The following is a 19,278-nucleotide window of genomic DNA, read 5'->3' on the forward strand; positions in this document are numbered from 1 at the left end:
TCAGTGAAAACATCATGAGAAAGAACGGCCCTATTGCGCTGATTTTCCACACGCTCGTGATTGCGTTCGTGCTCGCGCCGCTCGTGATCGTCGTGCTGGTCGCCTTCACGCCCGACGAAACGCTCACGCTGCCCACGCACGGCGTCTCGCTGCGCTGGTTTCGCGCGATCCTCAATTACCCGGATTTCATCGGCGCTTTTTTTAACAGCCTGAAACTGGCGTTCGCTTCGGCCACGTTGTCGCTGATCGTGGCGCTGCCCGCCGCGCTCGCCATCGGCCGCGCGCGCTTTCCGGGCCGCGGATTTCTCAACGGCCTGTTGCTGTCGCCGCTCGTGATTCCCGGTCTCGTGCTCGGCATCGCCCTGCTGCGCTTTTTCGCGCTGATCGGCGCGACCGGCTCGTTCGCCTGGCTCGTGCTCGCGCACATGATCATCATCACGCCGTTCGTCATGCGGCTCGTGCTGGCTTCGGTGAGCGGACTGGACCGCAGCGTCGAACACGCCGCGCACTCGCTCGGCGCCGATGCATGGACCACGTTTCGCCGCATCACTTTCCCGATGATTCTGCCGGGCATTACCGGCGGCTGGCTGCTGGCCTTCATCAACAGCTTCGACGAATTGACGATGTCGATCTTCGTCACCTCGCCGCAAACCGTCACGCTGCCGGTGCGCATGTACATGTACGCCACCGAATCCATCGACCCGATGATGGCCTCCGTCTCCGCGCTGGTGATCTTCATTACCGGCGGCGCGATGCTGCTGCTCGACCGCGTGTATGGCCTGAACCGCATTCTGATCGGCCAGCACTGATGTCTTCTTCCGCCCACGCTCTCATGCCGTCCACCTTGCCCTCCACTCATGCCGCCGCAGAGCGCGGCGAGCCGCAATTCATCCGCGTTGCGGAAACGCGGCGTGAACCGCTGCACTTCTTTATCGACGGCTGCGAAGTCACCGCGCTGCAAGGCGATACGCTGTTGACGGCCGTGCTGATGCAGCAACGCCGCGTGCGCGAAAGCGAATTCAGCGGCGCGCCGCGCGCGGGTTTCTGTCTGATCGGCGCATGTCAGGACTGCTGGATGCGTACCGAAGACGGCAAGCGCGTGCGCGCGTGCTCGACGCTCGTGAGCGAGGGCATGCGGGTGCTCACGCGCAGCGTCGCTATCGAGACCAGCGCTGCGGACGCGAACGGAGACGCCCGATGAACGACGAACGCCGCATCGTGATCGTCGGCGCCGGGCCGGCGGGCGTGCGAGCCGCCGAGACGCTGGTCGCGGCCGGCGTGAAGCCAATCGTGATCGACGAAAACGCGCGCTGGGGCGGCCAGATCTACCGGCAACCGCCCGCCAACGGCGGATTCGAGCGCTCGAAAAAAACGCTCTACGGTTTCGAAGCGCACAAGGCCGACGCCTTGCATTCGACCATGGCCGCGCTGCTGCCCCATCTCGACTATCGTCCCGACACGCTCGCATGGGCGTGCGAAGCGGGCCACCTCGATACCCTGCATGCAGGACGCGAGCTTCGCGTGCCGTTCTCTCATCTGATCATCGCGAGCGGTGCGGCGGACCGCGTGCTGCCGGTGCCGGGCTGGACGCTGCCCGGCGTCTATACGCTCGGCGCGGCCCAGGTCGCATTGAAGGCCCAAGGCTGCGCGATCGGCCGACGCGTCGTGCTGGCCGGCACCGGGCCGCTGCTGTATCTCGTCGCGTACCAGTACGTGAAGGCAGGCGCGCAAGTCGTGGCGGTGCTCGACACGAGTCCGCTTTCGCAGCAGATCGCCGCGGCGCCGAAACTCGCGCGCCTGCCGTCCACTTTCGCCAAAGGCCTGTACTACGTCGGCTGGCTGAAAACGCGCGGCGTGCGCATCGAGCGCGATGTGAGACTGCTCGGCATTCGCGGTGTGGATGGTGTGGAGTCGCTCGAATGGCGCGCAGCACGTAACGGTTCGGCAACCGAGACAATCGCATGCGATGCGGTCGGCGTCAGCTTCGGCCTGAGGCCCGAAACGCAACTCGCGGATCTCGCGGGTTGCCGCTTCCGTTTCGACGCGACCAACCGTTGCTGGCTCCCTGAAGTGGACACAGCGGGACGCAGTTCCGTGCGCGGCCTCTATCTCGCCGGCGACGGCGCGGGCATCGCCGGTGCGGACGCCGCCGAACTCGCCGGCCGCCGCGCAGCGCTGGCGCTGCTCGACGATCTCGGCATCGCGCATCCACGCGGTCCGGGCATGCCCGACGCCGCATCGATCGAGCGCAGTCTGAAACGTATCGCGGTATTTCGCGAGGGCATCGAAACGGCTTTCGCGCCACCGGCGAAATGCGCGTCGCAATGGCCCGACGACATGACCGTGTGCCGCTGCGAAGAAATCGATGCGGGCACTTTACGGCGCTGCATCCGCGGCGGCGAAGCGAATGAGATCAACCGGCTGAAGGCACTCACGCGCGTCGGCATGGGTCGCTGTCAGGGGCGCATGTGCGGCGAAGCCGCGCTCACCCTGCTCTCCGAGGAAACCGGCAAACCCCTCGAAGCGGTAGGCCGCTTGCGCAGCCAGCCACCCGTCAAACCCATTCCGCTCTCGCCGGCCATGTATGCCGACGACGTCGCTGACATTCCCGTGGAGGCGCGCGATGAGTGACACCCTGCACTACGACGTCGCGATCGCGGGCGGCGGCCTCGTCGGTTCATCGGCGGCTTTGGCGCTGGCGCAGCGCGGCCTGCGCGTGGGCCTGTTCGAGCGGCGCTATTGCGGCGCGCAGGCGAGCGGCGTGAACTACGGCGGCGTACGCTGCCAGGGCCGCCCGGTTGAACAGATGCCGCTCGCGATCCGCGCGCGGCGTATCTGGGACCGCTTGCCGGAGTTGATCGGCATCGACGGCGAATTCACGGTGTCGGGCCATTTGCGGCTCGCCCGTAGCGAAAGCGCGCTCGATGCGCTGCAAACGTGGGCCGAGATGGCGCGCGACTACGGACTGCACGCGCAGTTGATCAGCGGTGCGGCGTTCCGCCAGCGCTATCCATGGCTCGGCGCATCGGCCATTGGCGGTTCGCTGTGCGCGACGGACGGTCACGCGAATCCGCGCCTGGTCTCGCCCGCATTCGCGCGGGCCGCGCGGGCCGCGGGCGCGGACGTGCGCGAACACACCGAACTCACCGACATTCATTACGACGGCACGCGCTTTCAATTGCGCGCCGGTGAGATGCGCATCAGCGCCGACTGGCTCATCAACTCGGCTGGCGCATGGGCGAATACGGTTGCGGGCTTTTTCGGCGAGACCGTGCCGATGAAACCGATCTACCCGAACATGTGGGTCACCGAGCCTTTACCGCTCTTCATCACGCACAACCTGGGCGTGTATGGCGGCGGCATCTACGCGCGGCAGGTGGCGCGCGGCAATTGCGTGATCGGCGGCGGACGCGGACATGGCGACGGCGAGTATGGCCAGCCCTCGACGGAAACCACGCGCGCCGTGATGCGTGATGCGTGCGCGCTGCTCCCGGCATTGCGCGAGGCGTTGCTGATCCGCACGTGGAGCGGTGTGGAAGGCGAAACGCCCGACAGCAATCCGATCATCGGTGCGAGCCGCACCGTGCCGCGCCTGTTGCATGCGTTCGGTTTTTCAGGCGGCGGCTTTCTGCTCGCGCCGGGCGTCGGCGAAGTGCTCGCCGATCTCGTCATCGACGGTGCCACCGCCACGCCGCTCGACGCTTTTTCGATTGGCCGCTTTTCTGCTGTTGCGACCTCTGCGGTCGCCCAAGTCAACGTTTAGTGAACCCCTGGAGCCCATCAATGAAACTGTTCAAGACGCTCGCGGCGCTGGCCGCATTGTGTGCATTCGGCGCGGCCGCGCCGGCGTGGTCGCAAACGAAAACAATCTATATCGGCATGAACGGCGGGCCGATGGAAAAGGCCTATACGAGTCAGGTGCTGCCGGACTTCGAGAAAGCCAACAACGTGAAAGTGGTCGTGGTGCCGGGCACGTCGTCGGACATTCTCGCCAAGCTGCTTGCCAACAAGGCCAGCCCGCAGATCCATGTAGTGTTTCTCGACGACGGCGTGATGGCGCGCGCGGTCAGCATGGGCGTGTGCAAGAAGCTCGACGACTCGCCAGTGCTCAAGGAACTCTATCCGTTCGCGCGCATGAAGGACGACATGGGCGCGGGCGTGCAGCTCGGCATGACCGGGATTGCCTACAACAAGAAGCTGTTTGCGGAGAAAGGCTGGGCACCACCGACCTCGTGGATGGATTTCGCCGATCCGAAATACAAGGGCAAGGTCGTGTTCCAGTCGGCGTCGAGCAGCACTTTCGGCCTGCACGGCTTTCTCGCCATCAACCGCCTGATGGGCGGCAGCGAGCAGAACGTAGAGCCGGGCTTCACCAAGTGGGCGAGCACGGTGGGACCGAACGTGGTCGAATATGTGCCGAATTCGGCGAAGATCTCCGAAATGGTCCAGACCGGTGAAGCGGGCTTGTTCCCGCTGACGCCGACCGCCGTGGGCGATCTGGCCGACAAGGGCATTCCGGTCGGCTATGTGAATCCGAAGGAAGGTCCGGTGTTGCTGCTAGTCGACCTGTGCGTGGTCAACAACAACCCGGATCCGCAACTGGCGCAGAAGCTCGCGCAATTCCTGCTGTCCGCGCCGGCCCAAACCAAAGCCGCCGAGGCCGGCCGTCAGATTCCCACCAACCGTCTCGCGAAGATGACGCCGCCCATGCAGCAAAGCCTCGGCAACGTCGAAGATCTGGTGCGCAAGGTGACAGTGGTGGATTGGGACACGATCAACGCGCACCGCGCACAGTGGGATACGCGCTGGAACCGGCAGATCGAGCGCTAAGCCGGTCTGTTGAAACTGCAACGAAAACGCGCGCCTTGCAGACCTGCAAGGCGCGCGTTCTTTATGGGTTCGTACAGGTGCGGCGTTAGAAAATCACCGATGTCGCCACCGCCAGCCAGATCGCCACCACACCGGCGAGAAACAGATGCCGCGCAATGCGCACCCGCCTGTCGCTGGTTTCGGGTTCGACCGGACTCGTCGCGACCCACGGCACGAGCCCGAGACAAGCAAAGCCGATTAGCGCGGACGCGAACACGAAGATGTCGGCGACTCGCCAGCCGGTCGGCTCGTACATGCCCCAGTAACCGAGAAACACGATCCCGATCGAGAAGATCGTGGCCGACGCGGCACTCAGCGCAGGGACTGATCCTGTTGGACTCGGCATGCTTCACCTCAGATATTTAGGCTGTTATGGCCGTGCCTGCCAGGTCCCGCGCTGCGGCTTCATTCAGGACGTGCGGGTCTGCCTCGCTTCATACGTCTTCAGATGACTATAGGCGATGCGCAGCAGCGATAAGCCGTGCTCGCCCTTCTGCGCGTCACCGCCGCGCGAAATCAGATCGCCGAGAATGTGATCCGCCTCGGTGTGCGAGTGGTTTTCCACATCCCGCAGCATCGAAGCGGTGAGCGGCGAAGGCGTGAAGAGCGTCTGCGTGGCGCGTGCGTCGAAGTCGGGGCCCATCGTGAAACCGTTGTGTTCGGCCACGGCGCGGGCCTCGCCCAGCAGATTTTCGATGACGCGTTTGCCGTCCGGCGCAGCCAGAATATCGCCGACCGATCCGCGCAGCAAGCACGTGCTGGCCGCCAATGTGGCGAGGAACACCCACTTCTCCCACATGCGCAGCAAAATATTGTCGCTGACCAGCGCGTCGAAATTCGCGCCGCCCATTGCCTCGGCGATCGCCGCGACACGTTCCGACGTGCCGCCGCCCTGTTCGCCGAAAGTGACCGCATGACTATCGTTCAGATGCACGATGTGCTGCTCGGCATTGAGCGTAGCGGCGATCACGCATTGACCGCCCAGCACGCGCGCGGCGCCGAATTTTTCGTTGAGCACTTCGATATGGCGCATGCCGTTGAGCATCGGCAGAATCAGCGTCGATTCGCCGACGAGCGGCGCGAAGGAATCGATGGCGTCGTCCAGACTGTAGGCTTTGCAGCTCAGCAGCACCAGATCGAACGGCTCGGCGCTCACGCCGGCGAGAATGGTTTGCGGGTCGCGCAGCGTGAGATCGCCCCGCACGCTTCTGATGACGAGTCCATCGCGCTTGAGTTTTTCCGCCCGGCCGGGGCGCACGAGGAAGGTCACGTCCTGGCCCGCCGCGGCGAGACGACCACCGAAATAGCCGCCCACGGCGCCCGCCCCTACTACTAGAATTCGCATCTTTGGCCTCTTGATAGATTTCGGTCACGCGCGCCGCGCCGATGAGCGAGGGCTTCAGGGACGCTTATGCAGCGCGTGTGCAGAAATGTAGCAAAGATTGAAGATCGACATCGGCCACGATTGCCGGTGCGCAGCGTGTTGCATTGCACAGCGGCTTATGTCGGATCAATCCACGCCATGCCGCGCATGCGCTGGATGTGTCGACTGTACGACAGCCGCCCTCTTAAAACGTGCCGCAAATGGTGCGCTCGTATAGCGCCAGCATGCCCGGCACATCCACATCCATGCACACCTTGCAGTCGGGCCGGCTATCCCAGGCCGGCGCGGGCACGGGCATTGTCGATGGTTTCTGAATGGACTGGCCTACCGCGATACCGTCCGTCAGCACACGCACCGGACCGCTGCGCGTCGTATAGAGATGCGGCGCCAATACATAGGCCACGGCCGACGAATCGTGCACATAGATGCCCGCAAGCTGCGCGCTCTGCTCGTGAAACGCCTCGTAATGGCGCGACACGTCCCACACGAACTGACCTGCCGCGCCGCCGCGAACGCGCAACGACGCCAGATAATCGTGGCTCATGATGCTGCGCTGCGTAACGTCGAGACCGACGACCGCGACCGGCCACGCCGCGCCGAATACGATGTCGGCGGCATCCGGGTCGCCCAGAATGTTGGCCTCCGCTGCGGGCGTCACGTTGCCGAGCACGCCGTCCGTGCCGAACGCGCCGCCCATGATCACCACCTGTTTGACAAGCGAGGCGATCTGCGGATCGTCCGCGAGCGCGAGAGCGAGGTTCGTGAGCGGCCCTACCGCAAGCAGCGTCACCTCACCAGGATGCGTGCGCACCGTGTCGATGATGAAGCGGTGCGCGGGGCGCGTGTCGAGTGCGGCCTGCTCCGCTGTATTCAACGCGATATTGCCGAGCCCGTTGTCGCCGTGAATCCATGCGAGTGGCTCAGGCGCGGCGCGCTTGAGCGGCGCTGCCGCGCCCTGCGCGACCGGCACGCCCTTGGCGAATCGCCCGGCGAGAAAGCGCGCGTTGCGCGTGGTCGTTTCGATCGTCGCGTTGCCGAATACGCTCGTCAGGCCAAGCAGTTCGATATCCGGATGCAGCGCCTGAAACACGAGCGCCATGGCGTCGTCCACGCCTGGGTCGGTGTCGTAGATGACTTTATGCCTGCTCATAGATAGAACGCGTCCGGCAATTGTTCACGCGCGGTCGTGTCGCGCGTCGCGCCGTGCAGATTGCCGAGGCGAATCGGCAATTCAGGGCCGCCCAGTTCGATGATCACCTGGCGGCATGCGCCGCACGGCGCGATCGGGCCGTCCGTGTCGCCGATCACGGCGAGCGCCGCAAACTGGTCGCGCTGATAGCCCGCCGCAATGGCGCTAAAAAACGCGGTACGTTCGGCGCAATTGCACAAACCGTACGAGGCATTTTCGACGTTGCAGCCGTCGAACACCTGGCCGTCTTTGGTCAGCAGCGCCGCGCCGACCTTGAATTTCGAATACGGCGCATAGGCCTTTTCTCGCGCGGCACCCGCGCGCTCCAGCAGTTGTTCCATATTCATCCAGCAATCCTCGATTCAATTCAGCGTAATGAACATGCCCGCAATCGTGGCGCTCATCAGGTTCGAGAGCGTCGCGGCGAGCACGACACGCAGGCCGTAACGCGCGACTTCGGCACGGCGTTCGGGCGCGACGGCGCTAAAGCCGCCCGTCAGCACCGCGATCGACGAAAAGTTCGCAAAGCCGCACAACGCGAACGACAGGATAGCAATGGTACGCGGATCGAGCGCCTGCAGACCGGCCGCGGTCACGCTCGCGGCGTCTTTCAGATACGGCGACAGCGAAGCATAGGCGACGAACTCATTCAGAATGACCTTCTGCCCGAGGAAATTGCCGGCAATCGTGGCCTCGTTCCACGGCACGCCGATCAGATAGGCGAGCGGCGCGAATACGATGCCAAGCACCGATTGCATGGACAACTGCGGATGGCCGAACCAGCCGCCAATGCCGCCCACGATCCCGTTGAGCAACGCAATCAGCCCGACGAACGCGATCAGCATCGCGCCGACCATTACCGCGATCTTCAGGCCCACGGTCGCACCGGAGCTGGCTGCTTCGATCACATTGGCGGGACGCTTCTCGTCGAAGTTGAGGTTGTCGAGATGAACCCGGCTCGCTTCGGTCGAGGGGTGGATGATCTTCGCGAACAGCAAGCCGCCCGGCACCGCCATGAAGGAGGCGGCCAACAGATACTCGATACGCACGCCGAGGCCCGCATACCCCGCCAGCACCGACCCGGCCACGGCCGCCATGCCGCTCGACATCACCGCGAACAATTCGGCGCCGGTCATGGCGCGCGTAAACGGTTTGACCACGGCGGGCATTTCGCTTTGACCGAGAAAGATGGTGGTGACGGCTGAAAACGATTCGAGCTTCGACACGCCGAGCAGTTTCTGAAACAGCGTGCCGAGCACGATCACGATCCAGCGCATCACGCCGATGTAGTACAGCACCGAAATCAGCGCGGTAACGAAGATGATGGCCGGCAGCACGCGCACGGCGAATACGAAGCCGCCGTCGCCGAACACCTGGAACATTTTCGACTGCACGAGGCCGCCGAACAGGAACTCGATTCCCGCGTTGCCGTAGCCCAGCACATGATTCACAGCGGACGCCGCGCCCGACAGGATCGACTTGCCGACCGGGACGAAAAGAATGAACGCGCCGATCCCGATCTGCGCAAGCAGTGCGCTGCTTACGGTCCGTAAGCGGATAGCACGCCGGTTGGTGGAAAAGATAAAGGCAATGAGCAGCAGTACGGCAATACCGAGAATGTTTCGAACAATCAGTGCCATGTCTCGTCGTGTTCTTGTGAAAGTGGCAACGATGCTAAACGAAACTGAACCCGGAGAAAAAACTTTAAATAGAGGCCCGCGTCCTTTGCCGAAGAATCAGTCAAGATTGATGCGCTGCGCATCTGCGCGATGTCAGCAAGGTGCATCGAACTCGTTCGCACGCCGATGCACCCCGCTGTTATCGACTCGGCATCACAGCATTTCCAATGCCAGTGCGATCCCCTGTCCGCCGCCTATACACAGCGTCACGATGCCGCGTTTGAGGCCGTCGCGCCGCATTGAATGGAGCAGGCGCGTGGTCAGCACGGCGCCGGTCGCGCCGATCGGATGGCCATGCGCAATTGCGCCGCCTTGCACGTTGATCAGTTCGTCCGCAATGCCGAGTCTGCGCGCGACCGCGATCGGCACGGCGGCGAACGCCTCATTGATTTCGAAGCGCTCGACATCGTGCAGTTGCCACCCGGCTCGCGCCAACGCCATCTCTACCGCCGGCACGGGACCTAGGCCGAACATGCCGGGTTCCACCGCGGCGACGCCGTAGGCCGCAAGTCGCGCGAATGGCTCGATGCCGCGTGCTTCCGCGAAGCCGCGTTCGGCCACCAGCATCGCGGCCGCCCCGCTGTTCAAGCCGGGCGCGTTGCCTGCCGTAATCGTGCCATCCGGGCGAAATGCCGGACGCAGCTTCGCCAGTGGTTCCACGGTGGTGTCGGGGCGCGGCTGCTCATCGCGCGGGAAATGTTGTGGGCCTTTGCGCCCGGCTATTTCCACCGCGACCAGTTCGGCCTCGAAATCGCCGCGCGCCTGGCCTTGCGCAAATTGCTGCTGCGAACGCGCGGCCCAACGATCCTGGGTTTCGCGCGTGATATCGAATTGCGCGACGAGATCTTCGGTGTGCCAGCCGGAGTGCTCGCCCGAGAACGCGTCGTTCAGGCCGTCGCGCAACAGGCTGTCGTGGATTTGCGCGTTGCCCATGCGGTAGCCCCAGCGGCCGCCGTCGAGCAGATACGGCGCGCGGTCCATGTTCTCCATGCCACCGGCCACGGCGGCATCGCCGAGACCCAGCAGGATCTCCTGCGCTGCGGACGCGATCGCCTGAGCACCCGAGCCGCACACACGATTGACCGTCAACGCCGGCACGCTTACCGGCACGCCGCCGCCAATCGACGCCTGGCGCGCCGGATTCATCTTGTTGCCCGCCTGAATCACGTTACCCATCACGACCGATGCCAGCGCCGCCGCGTCGAGCCCACTGCGCCGCAAGGTCTCTCGCACGGCGATTGCGCCGAGTTCGGTTGCAGGCACCTCTTTCAACGATCCGCCGAATGCGCCGATCGGCGTTCTCACCGGATTGCAGATCACTACTTCGCGCTGCTTCGCCATTGCTTCTCTCCTGTTGGTTCAACACCTCATTGGTCACACGCATGCATCAGTTATTCGCCGATACCGCCGTGACCGCGTCAGGCACATCCCAGCCGCCGCCGAGCGAGCGGTACAACGCGACCGCCGAGAGCGCATGCTCGCGTTTGGCCTGGTTCAACGATTCGGCATCGCGCAGAAAGGCTTCCTGCGCCGCGAGCACATCGAGAAAGCTCGACACGCCGCCCTTGTACAGTTCGGTGGATAGACGCAGCGCATGGTCCGACGCGTCCAGCGCGCCGCCAAGCCGTTGAACCTGCACTGCGCCGCTCACCAGATCGCTGCGGTTGTCCTCGATCTCCTTGAGGGCTTGCAGCATGGTTTGCTGCAAACCGAGCTGCGATTCGCGCATGCGGCTTTCGCTCGCGTCGATATTCGCGGTAATGCGGCCTGCGTTGAAGATCGGACTCGTCGCGTTCAGGGCGGCGCTAAAAAGGTTGTCGGTCAGCGTGGGCAAGCCGAGATAGGACGAGGCCAGCAGGCCGTCGGCGAGATTGATCCTGAACTGCGGATAGCGCTGCGCTTTCGATACACCCACCTCGGCCGCGCGCTGTTCGACCGTCGCGTACGCGGTGCGTACGTCGGGACGCTGCAACAGCGCTTGCGAGGGCAGCATCTGCGGCACGCTTTGCGCGGGCACCGGAATATCGCGTGCATTGGCGAGCAGCAACCCGTCCACGCTTTCCGGCGTGCGCCCCGAATACACCGCGATCAGACTCAACTCGTGCTGCACCGCCGATTGCACGCGCGGAATCTGCGCCTGCAAATCTTGCAACTGGTTCTGCGCGCGTGCGACATCCAGTTGTGTCGACAGCCCGTAATGCAGTCGCTGCTGTGTGAGCTTCAATGCGCGCGCGCGAATCTGCTCGTTGTCGCTCAGAATCTGCAATTGCGATTGTGCCCAGCGCAGGTCGATATACGCTGCGGCGGTATTCGCCGCAAGCGCGAGGCGCACCTCGTTCAGTGCCGCCTGGCGTCCTGACACCTGCGCCTGCGCCGCGAGCACGGCGAGACGTTCGCCACCGAATACGTCGGGCGTCCAACTGGCCGTCAGGCCGACACCGGCCTGACGCACGTAACCGAGCGGCGGCGGCGTGTTCTGCCGCGAGTCGGAGGCAGTCGCGCTCGCATTCAACTCGGGCAGCAAGGCCGCGCGGTTTTGCGTCGCCAGATCCTGCGCCTGCTTGACGCGCTCCACTGCCGCCTGCACGTCGAGGTTACCGGTCAACACGGTTTCGACCAGTTGATGCATGACAGGGTCGCCGAATTGCGTCCACCACGCGTTTGCGCTCACGCTGTCTTGCGGCGCTTCGACATTCCACGCAGCGGGTGCAACGGTCTTCACGGTCTGCGGCAAATCCGCGTGCGTTTCCGGTTGCACCGCGCACGCCGCAAGCGTCAGCATTGCGGCGCTCGCCAGTACTTTGAGAAGGATCGGTTTCATGGTGAATTCCTCAGTGAGCGTCGGGCGGCGGCGCGGAGTTGCCGAACGGGCGCGAGAACAGCACGCTCAGCAGGCCGACCAGGAAGCACAGCGACAGGGCGAAAAAGGTGTCGGAGAACGTGAGCACGAGTGCTTCGCGCAACAGCAGCGCGTGCAGTTCGCCGAGCCCGGCGTTTGCCGCATTCAGCACGTTGCCCCCCACTGCCGCGAAGTGCGCGCTCTGCTGCTGCAAGATTGACTCGACCACCGGACGGCCTACGTTCAGATGCTCGTCGAGCCGCTCGTAGTGCAGGTTCAGGCGGTCGTTGAGCATCGTGCTGCTCACCGCAATGCCGATCGCGCCGCCGAGGTTGCGCATCAGATTGAACAGGCCGCTGGCGGAACGAAGCCGCGACATCGGCAATGAACCCAGCGCCATCGTCACGATGGGCGGAATGCAGAACTGCTGGCCGATGCCTCGCAACGCCTGCGGGATCAGCAACTCCTGCCAGCCCCACTGATTGGTCAGCGGCACATACAGATAACAGCCGACACCGAACAGCACCAGCCCGAACACCAGCAGCACGCGCATATCGACAAAGCGCGCGACCACCGAGTACGCCACCATCGCGACCAATTGGAAACAGCCTACCGACAGCAACGCCACGCCGATCTGCAACGAATCAAACCCGCGTACACGCGATAAAAACACCGGCGTCAGGAACACCGCGCAGAAAATCCCGATCCCGGTGATGAACGACAGCAGACTGCCTATGCCGAAGTTGCGGATCGCCAATGCGCGCAAGTCGACGATCGGCTCTTTCGCTGTGAACGCATGCACGATGAACAGGAATCCGCAGATCGCCGCCACCCATGTACACGTGAGGATCAGGTCGTCGCCGAACCAGTTTTTGCGCGGCCCTTCCTCCAGCACGTATTCAAGGCAACCGAGAAACCCGGACATCAGAAGAATGCCGAGGTAGTCGCCTTTTTTTAGCAGCGACAGATCGACCTCGTCGAAGTGCACGTATTTCGGCACCATCACCGTGACGACGGCGCCGGGCACGAGGTTCAGATAGAACAGCCAGTGCCACGACCATTGCGACGTGATCCAGCCGCCGATCACCGGGCCGATTGTCGGCGCGAGCGTGGCGAGCGCGCTGATGGTGGTGGACGCAATCAGCCGCTGCTTGCCGGGAAACAGCACGAACGCCGTGGTGAACACAGTCGGGATCATCGCTGCGCCGAGCGCGCCCTGCAAACCGCGAAACAGAATCATCGAATTGATGTCCCACGCGAGACCGCACAACATGCTGGTGATCGTGAAGCCGAGCGCGGAAAACGCGAACACCCAACGCGTCGAGAACACGCGGGTCAGCCAGCCGGACATCGGAATAACGAGAATTTCAGCAATCAGATACGATGTCTGCACCCACGAGAGTTCGTCCTGGCTCGCGGACAAACCGCCGCCGATATCCTTGAGCGACGACGCCACGATCTGAATATCGAGCGTCGCCATGAAGAACCCTAGACACATCAACGTGAATGCCGCCACTTTGGTGCGTGTCGGCAGGTCGGCGGGGTTGGCGAGAACTTGAGTCATGATCGGCTCATCCGCGCGCCGGCGTATTGCCGACCGGAGCGGCATCGACATGCACTTTCACGGTTGCCGAGAGGCCCGGGCGCAGCACGCCTTGCATGTCCTTCGGCACTTCGAGCCGCACGCGCACCGGCACACGCTGCACGATCTTCGTGAAGTTGCCGGTGGCGTTTTCGGCGGGCAGCACGCTGAAGGTCGCACCGGTGGCCGGCGCCAGACTTTCCACGACGCCGTGAATGCGCTTGCTGGACGCATCGAGATCGACGTCGACGCTGTCGCCGACGCGCATTTTCTTCAACTGGTCCTCCTTGAAGTTAGCGTCGATCCAGAGTCCGCTCGAAGGCACCACGGTCAGCAGCGACACGCCGGTGTTCGCCAGCAAGCCGACTCGCGCGGTGCGATTGCCGACATGCCCGTCGATCGGCGAGCGAATCGTCGTGTACTCCACGTTCAGGGCCGCCACACGCTGGGCAGCCTGCGCCGTGGCGATGCGCGCCTCGGCGTCGCCGATCTGCGCGTCGAGCACGGCAATCTGGCGTTGCGCCGCGATCAGCGCGGCGCCGCTGCGATCGACCGCGGCGCGTGCTTTGGTCAGATCGGCATCCGCGCGTTCGACGACCTGATTCGATACCGCCTCGTCCTTCACCAGTTCGCGGTAACGCGTCTGGTCCGCGGCGCTGCGGGTCAATTCGGCGCCGGACGCGCGGACTTCCGCGGCCTGCTCGTTGATGGTGGCGAGCTGCAAGGATTTCTTCGCCTGCAGTTCGGTCACCGCGGCTTGCGCGCTCTGCACTTCCGCCGTGGCCTGCGCGAGCCGCGCGTCGTAATCGCGTGAGTCGAGCCGGATCAGCACGTCGTTCGCGTGGACGAACTGGTTGTCATGCACGAGCACGTCCGTGACGAAACCGTTCACCTTCGGCGCCATTACCGTGACATCTCCGCCCACGTATGCATCGTCCGTCGTTTCGACGAAGCGGCCGGCGAAGAACCAATACGACGCAGCAAGCGCCAGCACCACGAGGACCGTGATAATCGCGAGCAACATCCACGGAATACGCCGTGCCGGTTTGGCGGTCTGCGCCGCGCTCGGCGGGGCGATAGTCGCTGGAGTAGTGGACATGATGTCGATATGTGCGTATGCACTCGTTAAGGTGAAAAAAACGGCGCTTGGATTGCGCCGGTGGGCCGGTGCCGCACTCGCGGCCTTGGATTCAATCCCGAGTCATGGCGAACAGCTCGCTACGCAGAGCGGCCGCGCGCCGCTCGCCAAAACGATGCTCGAATTCCGCCTGCGCGGCATACCAATGTTCACGGCCTGCCTTCAACCGCTCTTCCCCTGCGGCTGTCAGCGTGATCGTCAGCGCCCGCGCGTCGGCGCCGAGTGCCTCGCTCGACACCAGACCGTTGCGGCGCAGCGGCTGAATCGTGCGAACCAGCGTCGTACGTTCCATGCGCATGGCCTCGGCCATTTGCCTCATCGTCATGGGGCCGGTGCGTTTGAGCCGTCCCAGCAGCGAAAACTGCGTAATGGTTAGTCCAACATTCGCCAGGTGCCGGTCGTAAATCTGCGAGACATATCGCGCGGCCTGGCGGATCGCAAAGCAGTCGTCGTCGATTAGGCCTTCCATTGCGGCACTTCCTCGTTTGTGAGTGCGTATGCACATAAGCAGGCGCGCTAAAGCTCGTATCAACGAGCGCGTGCGCCTCAACTATCCTGTGATGCTGAACAACTCGGCGCGCAACGTTTTGGCACGCGCATGGCCGAACTTCGTTTCAAACTCTTCCTGCGCCGCACGCCACGCGATGGCGGCCTGGTCGAAAGTCGCTTCGCCCTTGTCCGTCAGGCTGAACAGCAACGTGCGGCCGTCATGCTCCGCCGATTCCGCCACTACCAGCCCCTCGCGCTGCAAAGGCTTCATGGCGCGGACCAACGTGGTGCGTTCCATCACCATGGCGTCCGCCAGATCCACCATGGGCAGATTCGGCGTACGCGCGAGTTTGGCGAGAATCGTGAACTGCGCAGCCGTCAGGCCAACGGCGCCGAGATGGCGCTCATAGATTTGCGTGACGTGGCGCGCCGCCTGGCGCAGCGCGAAACAGTTGCATTCGTCGTAAGAGAGAGGACGGTTCATGAAGGGCAGTCTATATGTGCATACGCACAGAGTCAAGTTTAGCTGGATTGAACACTGTGTTGCACAATCCGGTCAACCTCGGCTTCCGAGGCGTGTGCCTGCCCGGCGTGGGTTGAATTGTCGATGCAAGCCTCATGGCATGCGCGCGTGCCGATCGGCGCGCTCGTGCAGTGAGGCTTGTCTCGTGTCGAGGCCGTTCGGGTTCAGCGCACCAGCATGTCGTTGATCTGGACCACGTCGGTGATACTCAGCGCGGCCGTGTCGCCCTTGAGTTGCATCAACGCGACGATGGCGCTATAGCGGGCGGCCAGCAAATCGCGTTGCGAGGAATACTGCGCATCGATCGCTCTGAGGACGTCGCTGGCTGTTCGACTACCCACCCGGAAGCCGACCCGAGTCGCCGCCAGCACCTCTCGCGATGACGCCACGAGATGCGTGAGCAGATCGATTCGCGTGCGCCCATATTGATAGCGGCTGTAATCGTCACGCGCCGCCGCCTCGGCGTCACGCGAGGCGCCTGCAAGACCCTCTTGCGCCTTGTCTTCCAGAGCAGATGACGCCTGTACCTTTGCCTGCGTCTCACCGCCGGAAAAAACCGGTATCGAGATGGCGAGCATGCCTGTGGTTGTCGTCGTGGGACGCGAGTAGCCGGATGCCGCGCCCGCCGGGGTATAGCTTCCGGTCAGGTAAACAGACGGCAGATGCGCCGAGGTGGCCTTGCTCACCTCCATTCTGGCAATCTGCCAATCCAGTTGCTTCAATTGGACCTCAAACGCGTGATCTTTCGCCTGGCCGGCCCACGCGTCGATGTCCTCAGGCTGCAGGCGCGGCATGGGCAACGAGTCAGGCAATCGCGCGAGCGTCTCGAACGGCACGCCCGTGGCTTGCTCGAACGCCCGGCGCCTGGCTGCCAGCGTATTTTCAGCATCCATCTGTTCGAGCGCCACCTTCTCGCGCGCGGTCTGGGCGTCGCGCAGATCGATCAGCGTCGCTTCCCCACCGGCTTTACTCCGGTTGATCAATTGAAGTTGCTGATCGACCGCGCTTGCGTATTCGCTGACGCGCCGCAGTTCGTCCTCGGCAACCAGCGCTTCAAAATACACGCGCACGGCCCGCAGAATCGCGGCCTGTTGCGCAGCGTTCAATTCGACCGTGCCGCGCGCTTCGACATAATCCGCCTGCTTGTAGGTGCTCCACTTCGTCCAGTCGAATAATGGCTGCGCAATATTGATGGTCCATCCCGACTGCCAGTATGTGGTCTTCGGAAAACCATCGGCCGCTATGCTGTTATAAGTGCGTCCCCAACCCGCCGAAATCTGCGGCAGCAGGCCGGCGCGCGCCCGGGGAACGGCCTGCTGTGCCGCCGCGTAGCCGGCGCGTGCCTGCGCAAGGGTGGAGTCGCGGCCTAGCGTCTGTTGCGTGACCGTGAGAAGGTCCGTTGCGAACGCGGGGCTCGCAATGGCACACAACAGGCCGGCGGCCAGGCGCGCGAGGCGGAACTCAAACATAGGTCGGCTCCGGCAAACGGTGCGCGTGATCAGGCGTCTCGGGCACCAGCGCGCCGTCCATCAGTCGATATCGAACATCGAACGCGGCGGCGAGGGACCGGTCGTGTGTAATCACCACGACCGTACAGGTCAGCCGGCGCAGCAAGGCGGCCACGTGCTGCACCGAAGCCGGATCGAGATTGGACGTCGGCTCGTCGAGCAGCAGGAGACTGCGGCCCTGATAGAGCGCGCGCGCCAACAGCAATCGTTGCCGCTGGCCCGCCGAAATGTTCGCAATCGTGTCGCTAATCACCGTGCGTGTGCGCATCGGCAGGCGCATGACGTCCTGCAACAAGCCGACGTCTTCGAGGAGCGCATGCACGCGATCTTCGTCAATACTCGCAGCAAACAACGTGATGTTTTCGGCGATCGAGCCGTGCAGAATCAGATCCCCCTGACGCATGTGCGCGGCGTGCCGCCGGATCTCGTCGACCGTCAGATTGGGCCACGCAATGCCGTTGAGCGCGATCTGGCCTTCCTGGAGCGGCTCGGCGGCCGACAGCAGTTTGAACAACGTCGATTTTCCGGCGCCCGAAGGCCCCGTAATGGCAATCTTGTCGCCGTGCCGGATATCGATACTCACATCGCGTAGCACCGGCTGGTCGGACACGCCGTAGCGAAACGTGACATGGCGCACTTCAATACGCTCGAACATGCGTATCTCGGTCACACGGTTGCAGTCGGCAAGCGGCGTGTAGCGCTCTTCTTCACACTCGACGATGTCCGCCACCCGTGCGGTCGGCACGCTCAGCATGAAATACGCAAACGCACCATTGACGGCGTGGGCAAGACGCTCGGACATGAGCGACTTGTAGATCAGAAACGAATAGAACACGCCCACGGATACCGTGCCGGCCAGCATCAGCCGCGCGGCAAACCAGGTGATCACAATCGTGTCCGCATACTGGACCAACTTGAGGATGGCGTCGCGAGCGCTGGTCAGCCGGTTACTCGTCAGCAGCGCCGCGACATATTCCTTGTACTTGATCATGAAGGGCGCCGTGCGGCGCGTTTCGCCCTGAGCAAGCTTGATCAGGCTCGCTGCCCGGATCGTCTCGATCAACGCATCGTCGCAGCGTGCCGACGTCTCGAGCACGAGTGCATGGTTGTCCCGCATGCGAGCGAACATGCCCAATGCGACCGCAAGATAGACGATGAACATGCCGAGAGCCACGGCCGTCAGCATCCGGCTTTGCACGAGCATCAGCGCGAGTGCGAGCGTCCCCACAGCGATATCGATGCACATTGCCGTCACGGTTCGGGTCGCATGGACGCTGATCTCGTCCTGCGCCTTGATGCGCGCAAAGATGTCGCCGACGTGGCGCTTCTCGAACCACGACATCGGATTGCGCAACAGATGACCGAGCAAGCCTTCGGTCATGTTGATTTGCGTAAGCTGATGCAGCAATTCGACGAGACGAGTCTCCACGTACTGGCTGAGCGCACCGACCGCGAAGATGCCGGCAAACGTCAGAACAAGCACGCTCAGCAGATTGATGTTGTCCGCCGAGACCACATAATCGAGCACGAGGTTGCCGAGATAGGGCATGGCGAGGATCGCGAACTGGCTGCCCAGTGCGACGAACAGCACTTTCGCCAGTTGCTTGCGCAGTGCGGGGTTCAACGCCCGTACGCGGGCAAGCGCGCCGGGCACCTGCGACTTCGCGCGAATGCGCGGCATGGAAGGCGTAGCGGAACATTCGAGCAGATAGCCCGACACACTCGCCACGAAAGTATCCATGGAGACGCGCCGCCGGCCGCTGGCTGGATCGACAACCTGAACATAGCCATGCCCGCATTTCTCGAACACCACGAAATGCGCACCGCCAAAGTGAAGAATCGACCCTCGCTTGACCGAGGGCAGATCCGCCACGTCGAACCGGTAAGCCTGCACGGCGAGGCCGAATTCGGTCGCCACGTCGTACAGGTCCATCAAGGACAGACCGTTCGCCGAGATCGGCCTGAAGGCGGACAATTCGCGCACCTCGGTTGCGCGGCCAAGATGCGAGAGCACCATTGCCAGGCAGGCATAGCCGCATTCCGCGACTTCGTTCTGATAAATCGTTCGCACTGGGCCC

At 63.5% G+C, this 19,278-nt stretch carries 18 protein-coding genes; 5 read left to right on the plus strand and 13 right to left on the minus strand.

The features are described from left to right. Window positions 1–14 precede the first annotated feature (14 nt). From P0D71_RS31170 to P0D71_RS31190, 5 genes are read left to right on the plus strand one after another with little or no spacing between them, the layout of a single operon-like run. Window positions 15–809, plus strand: a complete 795-nt coding sequence (locus P0D71_RS31170) for an ABC transporter permease (RefSeq protein WP_091807057.1) — start codon at window positions 15–17, stop codon at window positions 807–809. After that, window positions 809–1,201, plus strand: coding sequence for a (2Fe-2S)-binding protein (locus tag P0D71_RS31175; RefSeq protein ID WP_408483427.1), 393 nt, complete (start codon window positions 809–811; stop codon window positions 1,199–1,201). Before P0D71_RS31170 ends, P0D71_RS31175 begins: the two co-directional genes overlap by 1 nt. After that, window positions 1,198–2,631, plus strand: a complete 1,434-nt coding sequence (locus tag P0D71_RS31180) for an FAD-dependent oxidoreductase (RefSeq protein ID WP_408483428.1) — start codon at window positions 1,198–1,200, stop codon at window positions 2,629–2,631. The genes P0D71_RS31175 and P0D71_RS31180 overlap by 4 nt, the downstream gene beginning before the upstream one ends. Further along, a complete protein-coding gene (locus P0D71_RS31185) occupies window positions 2,624–3,763 on the plus strand; it encodes an NAD(P)/FAD-dependent oxidoreductase (RefSeq protein ID WP_408300038.1) in 1,140 nt (379 codons plus the stop codon). Before P0D71_RS31180 ends, P0D71_RS31185 begins: the two co-directional genes overlap by 8 nt. 20 nt (window positions 3,764–3,783) lie before the next feature. Then, entirely contained in the window at window positions 3,784–4,830 is a 1,047-nt protein-coding gene (locus tag P0D71_RS31190) for an ABC transporter substrate-binding protein (protein WP_091807047.1), read from the plus strand. Window positions 4,831–4,915: 85 nt separating this feature from the next. On the opposite strand, the gene P0D71_RS31195 is transcribed toward P0D71_RS31190, so the two are convergent. The 13 genes from P0D71_RS31195 to P0D71_RS31255 form a co-directional block, all read right to left on the minus strand. Next, on the minus strand, window positions 4,916–5,215 hold the full coding sequence (locus tag P0D71_RS31195; RefSeq protein ID WP_091807045.1) for a hypothetical protein: 300 nt from the start codon (window positions 5,213–5,215) through the stop codon (window positions 4,916–4,918). 63 nt (window positions 5,216–5,278) lie between these two features. After that, complete coding sequence (panE, locus tag P0D71_RS31200) at window positions 5,279–6,214, minus strand: 2-dehydropantoate 2-reductase (protein ID WP_408300040.1); 936 nt, start codon at window positions 6,212–6,214, stop codon at window positions 5,279–5,281. A 223-nt stretch (window positions 6,215–6,437) separates the two neighbouring features. Further along, window positions 6,438–7,403 (minus strand): nucleoside hydrolase, encoded by a 966-nt coding sequence (locus P0D71_RS31205; RefSeq protein ID WP_091807041.1) that lies wholly within the window; start codon window positions 7,401–7,403, stop codon window positions 6,438–6,440. Further along, window positions 7,400–7,789, minus strand: a complete 390-nt coding sequence (locus P0D71_RS31210; RefSeq protein ID WP_408483429.1) for a cytidine deaminase — start codon at window positions 7,787–7,789, stop codon at window positions 7,400–7,402. The genes P0D71_RS31205 and P0D71_RS31210 overlap by 4 nt, the downstream gene beginning before the upstream one ends. A gap of 15 nt (window positions 7,790–7,804) precedes the next feature. Next, complete coding sequence (locus P0D71_RS31215) at window positions 7,805–9,082, minus strand: NupC/NupG family nucleoside CNT transporter (RefSeq protein WP_408342376.1); 1,278 nt, start codon at window positions 9,080–9,082, stop codon at window positions 7,805–7,807. Between the two features lie 192 nt (window positions 9,083–9,274). After that, complete coding sequence (locus P0D71_RS31220) at window positions 9,275–10,462, minus strand: thiolase family protein (protein ID WP_408483430.1); 1,188 nt, start codon at window positions 10,460–10,462, stop codon at window positions 9,275–9,277. A 46-nt stretch (window positions 10,463–10,508) separates the two neighbouring features. Next, on the minus strand, window positions 10,509–11,942 hold the full coding sequence (locus P0D71_RS31225; protein WP_408483431.1) for an efflux transporter outer membrane subunit: 1,434 nt from the start codon (window positions 11,940–11,942) through the stop codon (window positions 10,509–10,511). 10 nt (window positions 11,943–11,952) lie between these two features. Further along, complete coding sequence (locus tag P0D71_RS31230) at window positions 11,953–13,524, minus strand: DHA2 family efflux MFS transporter permease subunit (protein WP_091809163.1); 1,572 nt, start codon at window positions 13,522–13,524, stop codon at window positions 11,953–11,955. A gap of 7 nt (window positions 13,525–13,531) precedes the next feature. Then, on the minus strand, window positions 13,532–14,641 hold the full coding sequence (locus P0D71_RS31235) for an HlyD family secretion protein (RefSeq protein WP_408483432.1): 1,110 nt from the start codon (window positions 14,639–14,641) through the stop codon (window positions 13,532–13,534). A gap of 91 nt (window positions 14,642–14,732) precedes the next feature. Then, the gene (locus P0D71_RS31240) at window positions 14,733–15,149 is read right to left on the minus strand and encodes a MarR family winged helix-turn-helix transcriptional regulator (RefSeq protein ID WP_091807029.1); all 417 of its coding nucleotides are present in this window, start codon (window positions 15,147–15,149) and stop codon (window positions 14,733–14,735) included. Between the two features lie 81 nt (window positions 15,150–15,230). After that, window positions 15,231–15,653 carry a MarR family winged helix-turn-helix transcriptional regulator gene (locus P0D71_RS31245; protein ID WP_091807027.1) on the minus strand — a complete coding sequence of 141 codons (423 nt, stop codon included), beginning with the start codon at window positions 15,651–15,653 and terminating at the stop codon, window positions 15,231–15,233. A gap of 203 nt (window positions 15,654–15,856) precedes the next feature. Beyond that, window positions 15,857–17,161, minus strand: a complete 1,305-nt coding sequence (locus P0D71_RS31250; protein ID WP_408483433.1) for a TolC family outer membrane protein — start codon at window positions 17,159–17,161, stop codon at window positions 15,857–15,859. Beyond that, the gene (locus P0D71_RS31255) at window positions 17,154–19,271 is read right to left on the minus strand and encodes a peptidase domain-containing ABC transporter (protein ID WP_408483434.1); all 2,118 of its coding nucleotides are present in this window, start codon (window positions 19,269–19,271) and stop codon (window positions 17,154–17,156) included. The genes P0D71_RS31250 and P0D71_RS31255 overlap by 8 nt, the downstream gene beginning before the upstream one ends. Between the last annotated feature and the right edge of the window lie 7 nt (window positions 19,272–19,278).

This window comes from Paraburkholderia sp. RL17-383-BIF-A (assembly GCF_046028015.1).
GTDB lineage: Bacteria > Pseudomonadota > Gammaproteobacteria > Burkholderiales > Burkholderiaceae > Paraburkholderia.

Bases quoted from the DNA above. Each gene is read 5' to 3' on its own strand.
- P0D71_RS31170 (WP_091807057.1), top strand. From the start codon at position 15: ATGAGAAAGAACGGCCCTATTGCGCTGATTTTCCACACGCTCGTGATT.
- P0D71_RS31175 (WP_408483427.1), top strand. From the start codon at position 809: ATGTCTTCTTCCGCCCACGCTCTCATGCCGTCCACCTTGCCCTCCACT.
- P0D71_RS31180 (WP_408483428.1), top strand. From the start codon at position 1,198: ATGAACGACGAACGCCGCATCGTGATCGTCGGCGCCGGGCCGGCGGGC.
- P0D71_RS31185 (WP_408300038.1), top strand. From the start codon at position 2,624: ATGAGTGACACCCTGCACTACGACGTCGCGATCGCGGGCGGCGGCCTC.
- P0D71_RS31190 (WP_091807047.1), top strand. From the start codon at position 3,784: ATGAAACTGTTCAAGACGCTCGCGGCGCTGGCCGCATTGTGTGCATTC.
- P0D71_RS31195 (WP_091807045.1), bottom strand. From the start codon at position 5,215: ATGCCGAGTCCAACAGGATCAGTCCCTGCGCTGAGTGCCGCGTCGGCC.
- panE (WP_408300040.1), bottom strand. From the start codon at position 6,214: ATGCGAATTCTAGTAGTAGGGGCGGGCGCCGTGGGCGGCTATTTCGGT.
- P0D71_RS31205 (WP_091807041.1), bottom strand. From the start codon at position 7,403: ATGAGCAGGCATAAAGTCATCTACGACACCGACCCAGGCGTGGACGAC.
- P0D71_RS31210 (WP_408483429.1), bottom strand. From the start codon at position 7,789: ATGAATATGGAACAACTGCTGGAGCGCGCGGGTGCCGCGCGAGAAAAG.
- P0D71_RS31215 (WP_408342376.1), bottom strand. From the start codon at position 9,082: ATGGCACTGATTGTTCGAAACATTCTCGGTATTGCCGTACTGCTGCTC.
- P0D71_RS31220 (WP_408483430.1), bottom strand. From the start codon at position 10,462: ATGGCGAAGCAGCGCGAAGTAGTGATCTGCAATCCGGTGAGAACGCCG.
- P0D71_RS31225 (WP_408483431.1), bottom strand. From the start codon at position 11,942: ATGAAACCGATCCTTCTCAAAGTACTGGCGAGCGCCGCAATGCTGACG.
- P0D71_RS31230 (WP_091809163.1), bottom strand. From the start codon at position 13,524: ATGACTCAAGTTCTCGCCAACCCCGCCGACCTGCCGACACGCACCAAA.
- P0D71_RS31235 (WP_408483432.1), bottom strand. From the start codon at position 14,641: ATGTCCACTACTCCAGCGACTATCGCCCCGCCGAGCGCGGCGCAGACC.
- P0D71_RS31240 (WP_091807029.1), bottom strand. From the start codon at position 15,149: ATGGAAGGCCTAATCGACGACGACTGCTTTGCGATCCGCCAGGCCGCG.
- P0D71_RS31245 (WP_091807027.1), bottom strand. From the start codon at position 15,653: ATGAACCGTCCTCTCTCTTACGACGAATGCAACTGTTTCGCGCTGCGC.
- P0D71_RS31250 (WP_408483433.1), bottom strand. From the start codon at position 17,161: ATGTTTGAGTTCCGCCTCGCGCGCCTGGCCGCCGGCCTGTTGTGTGCC.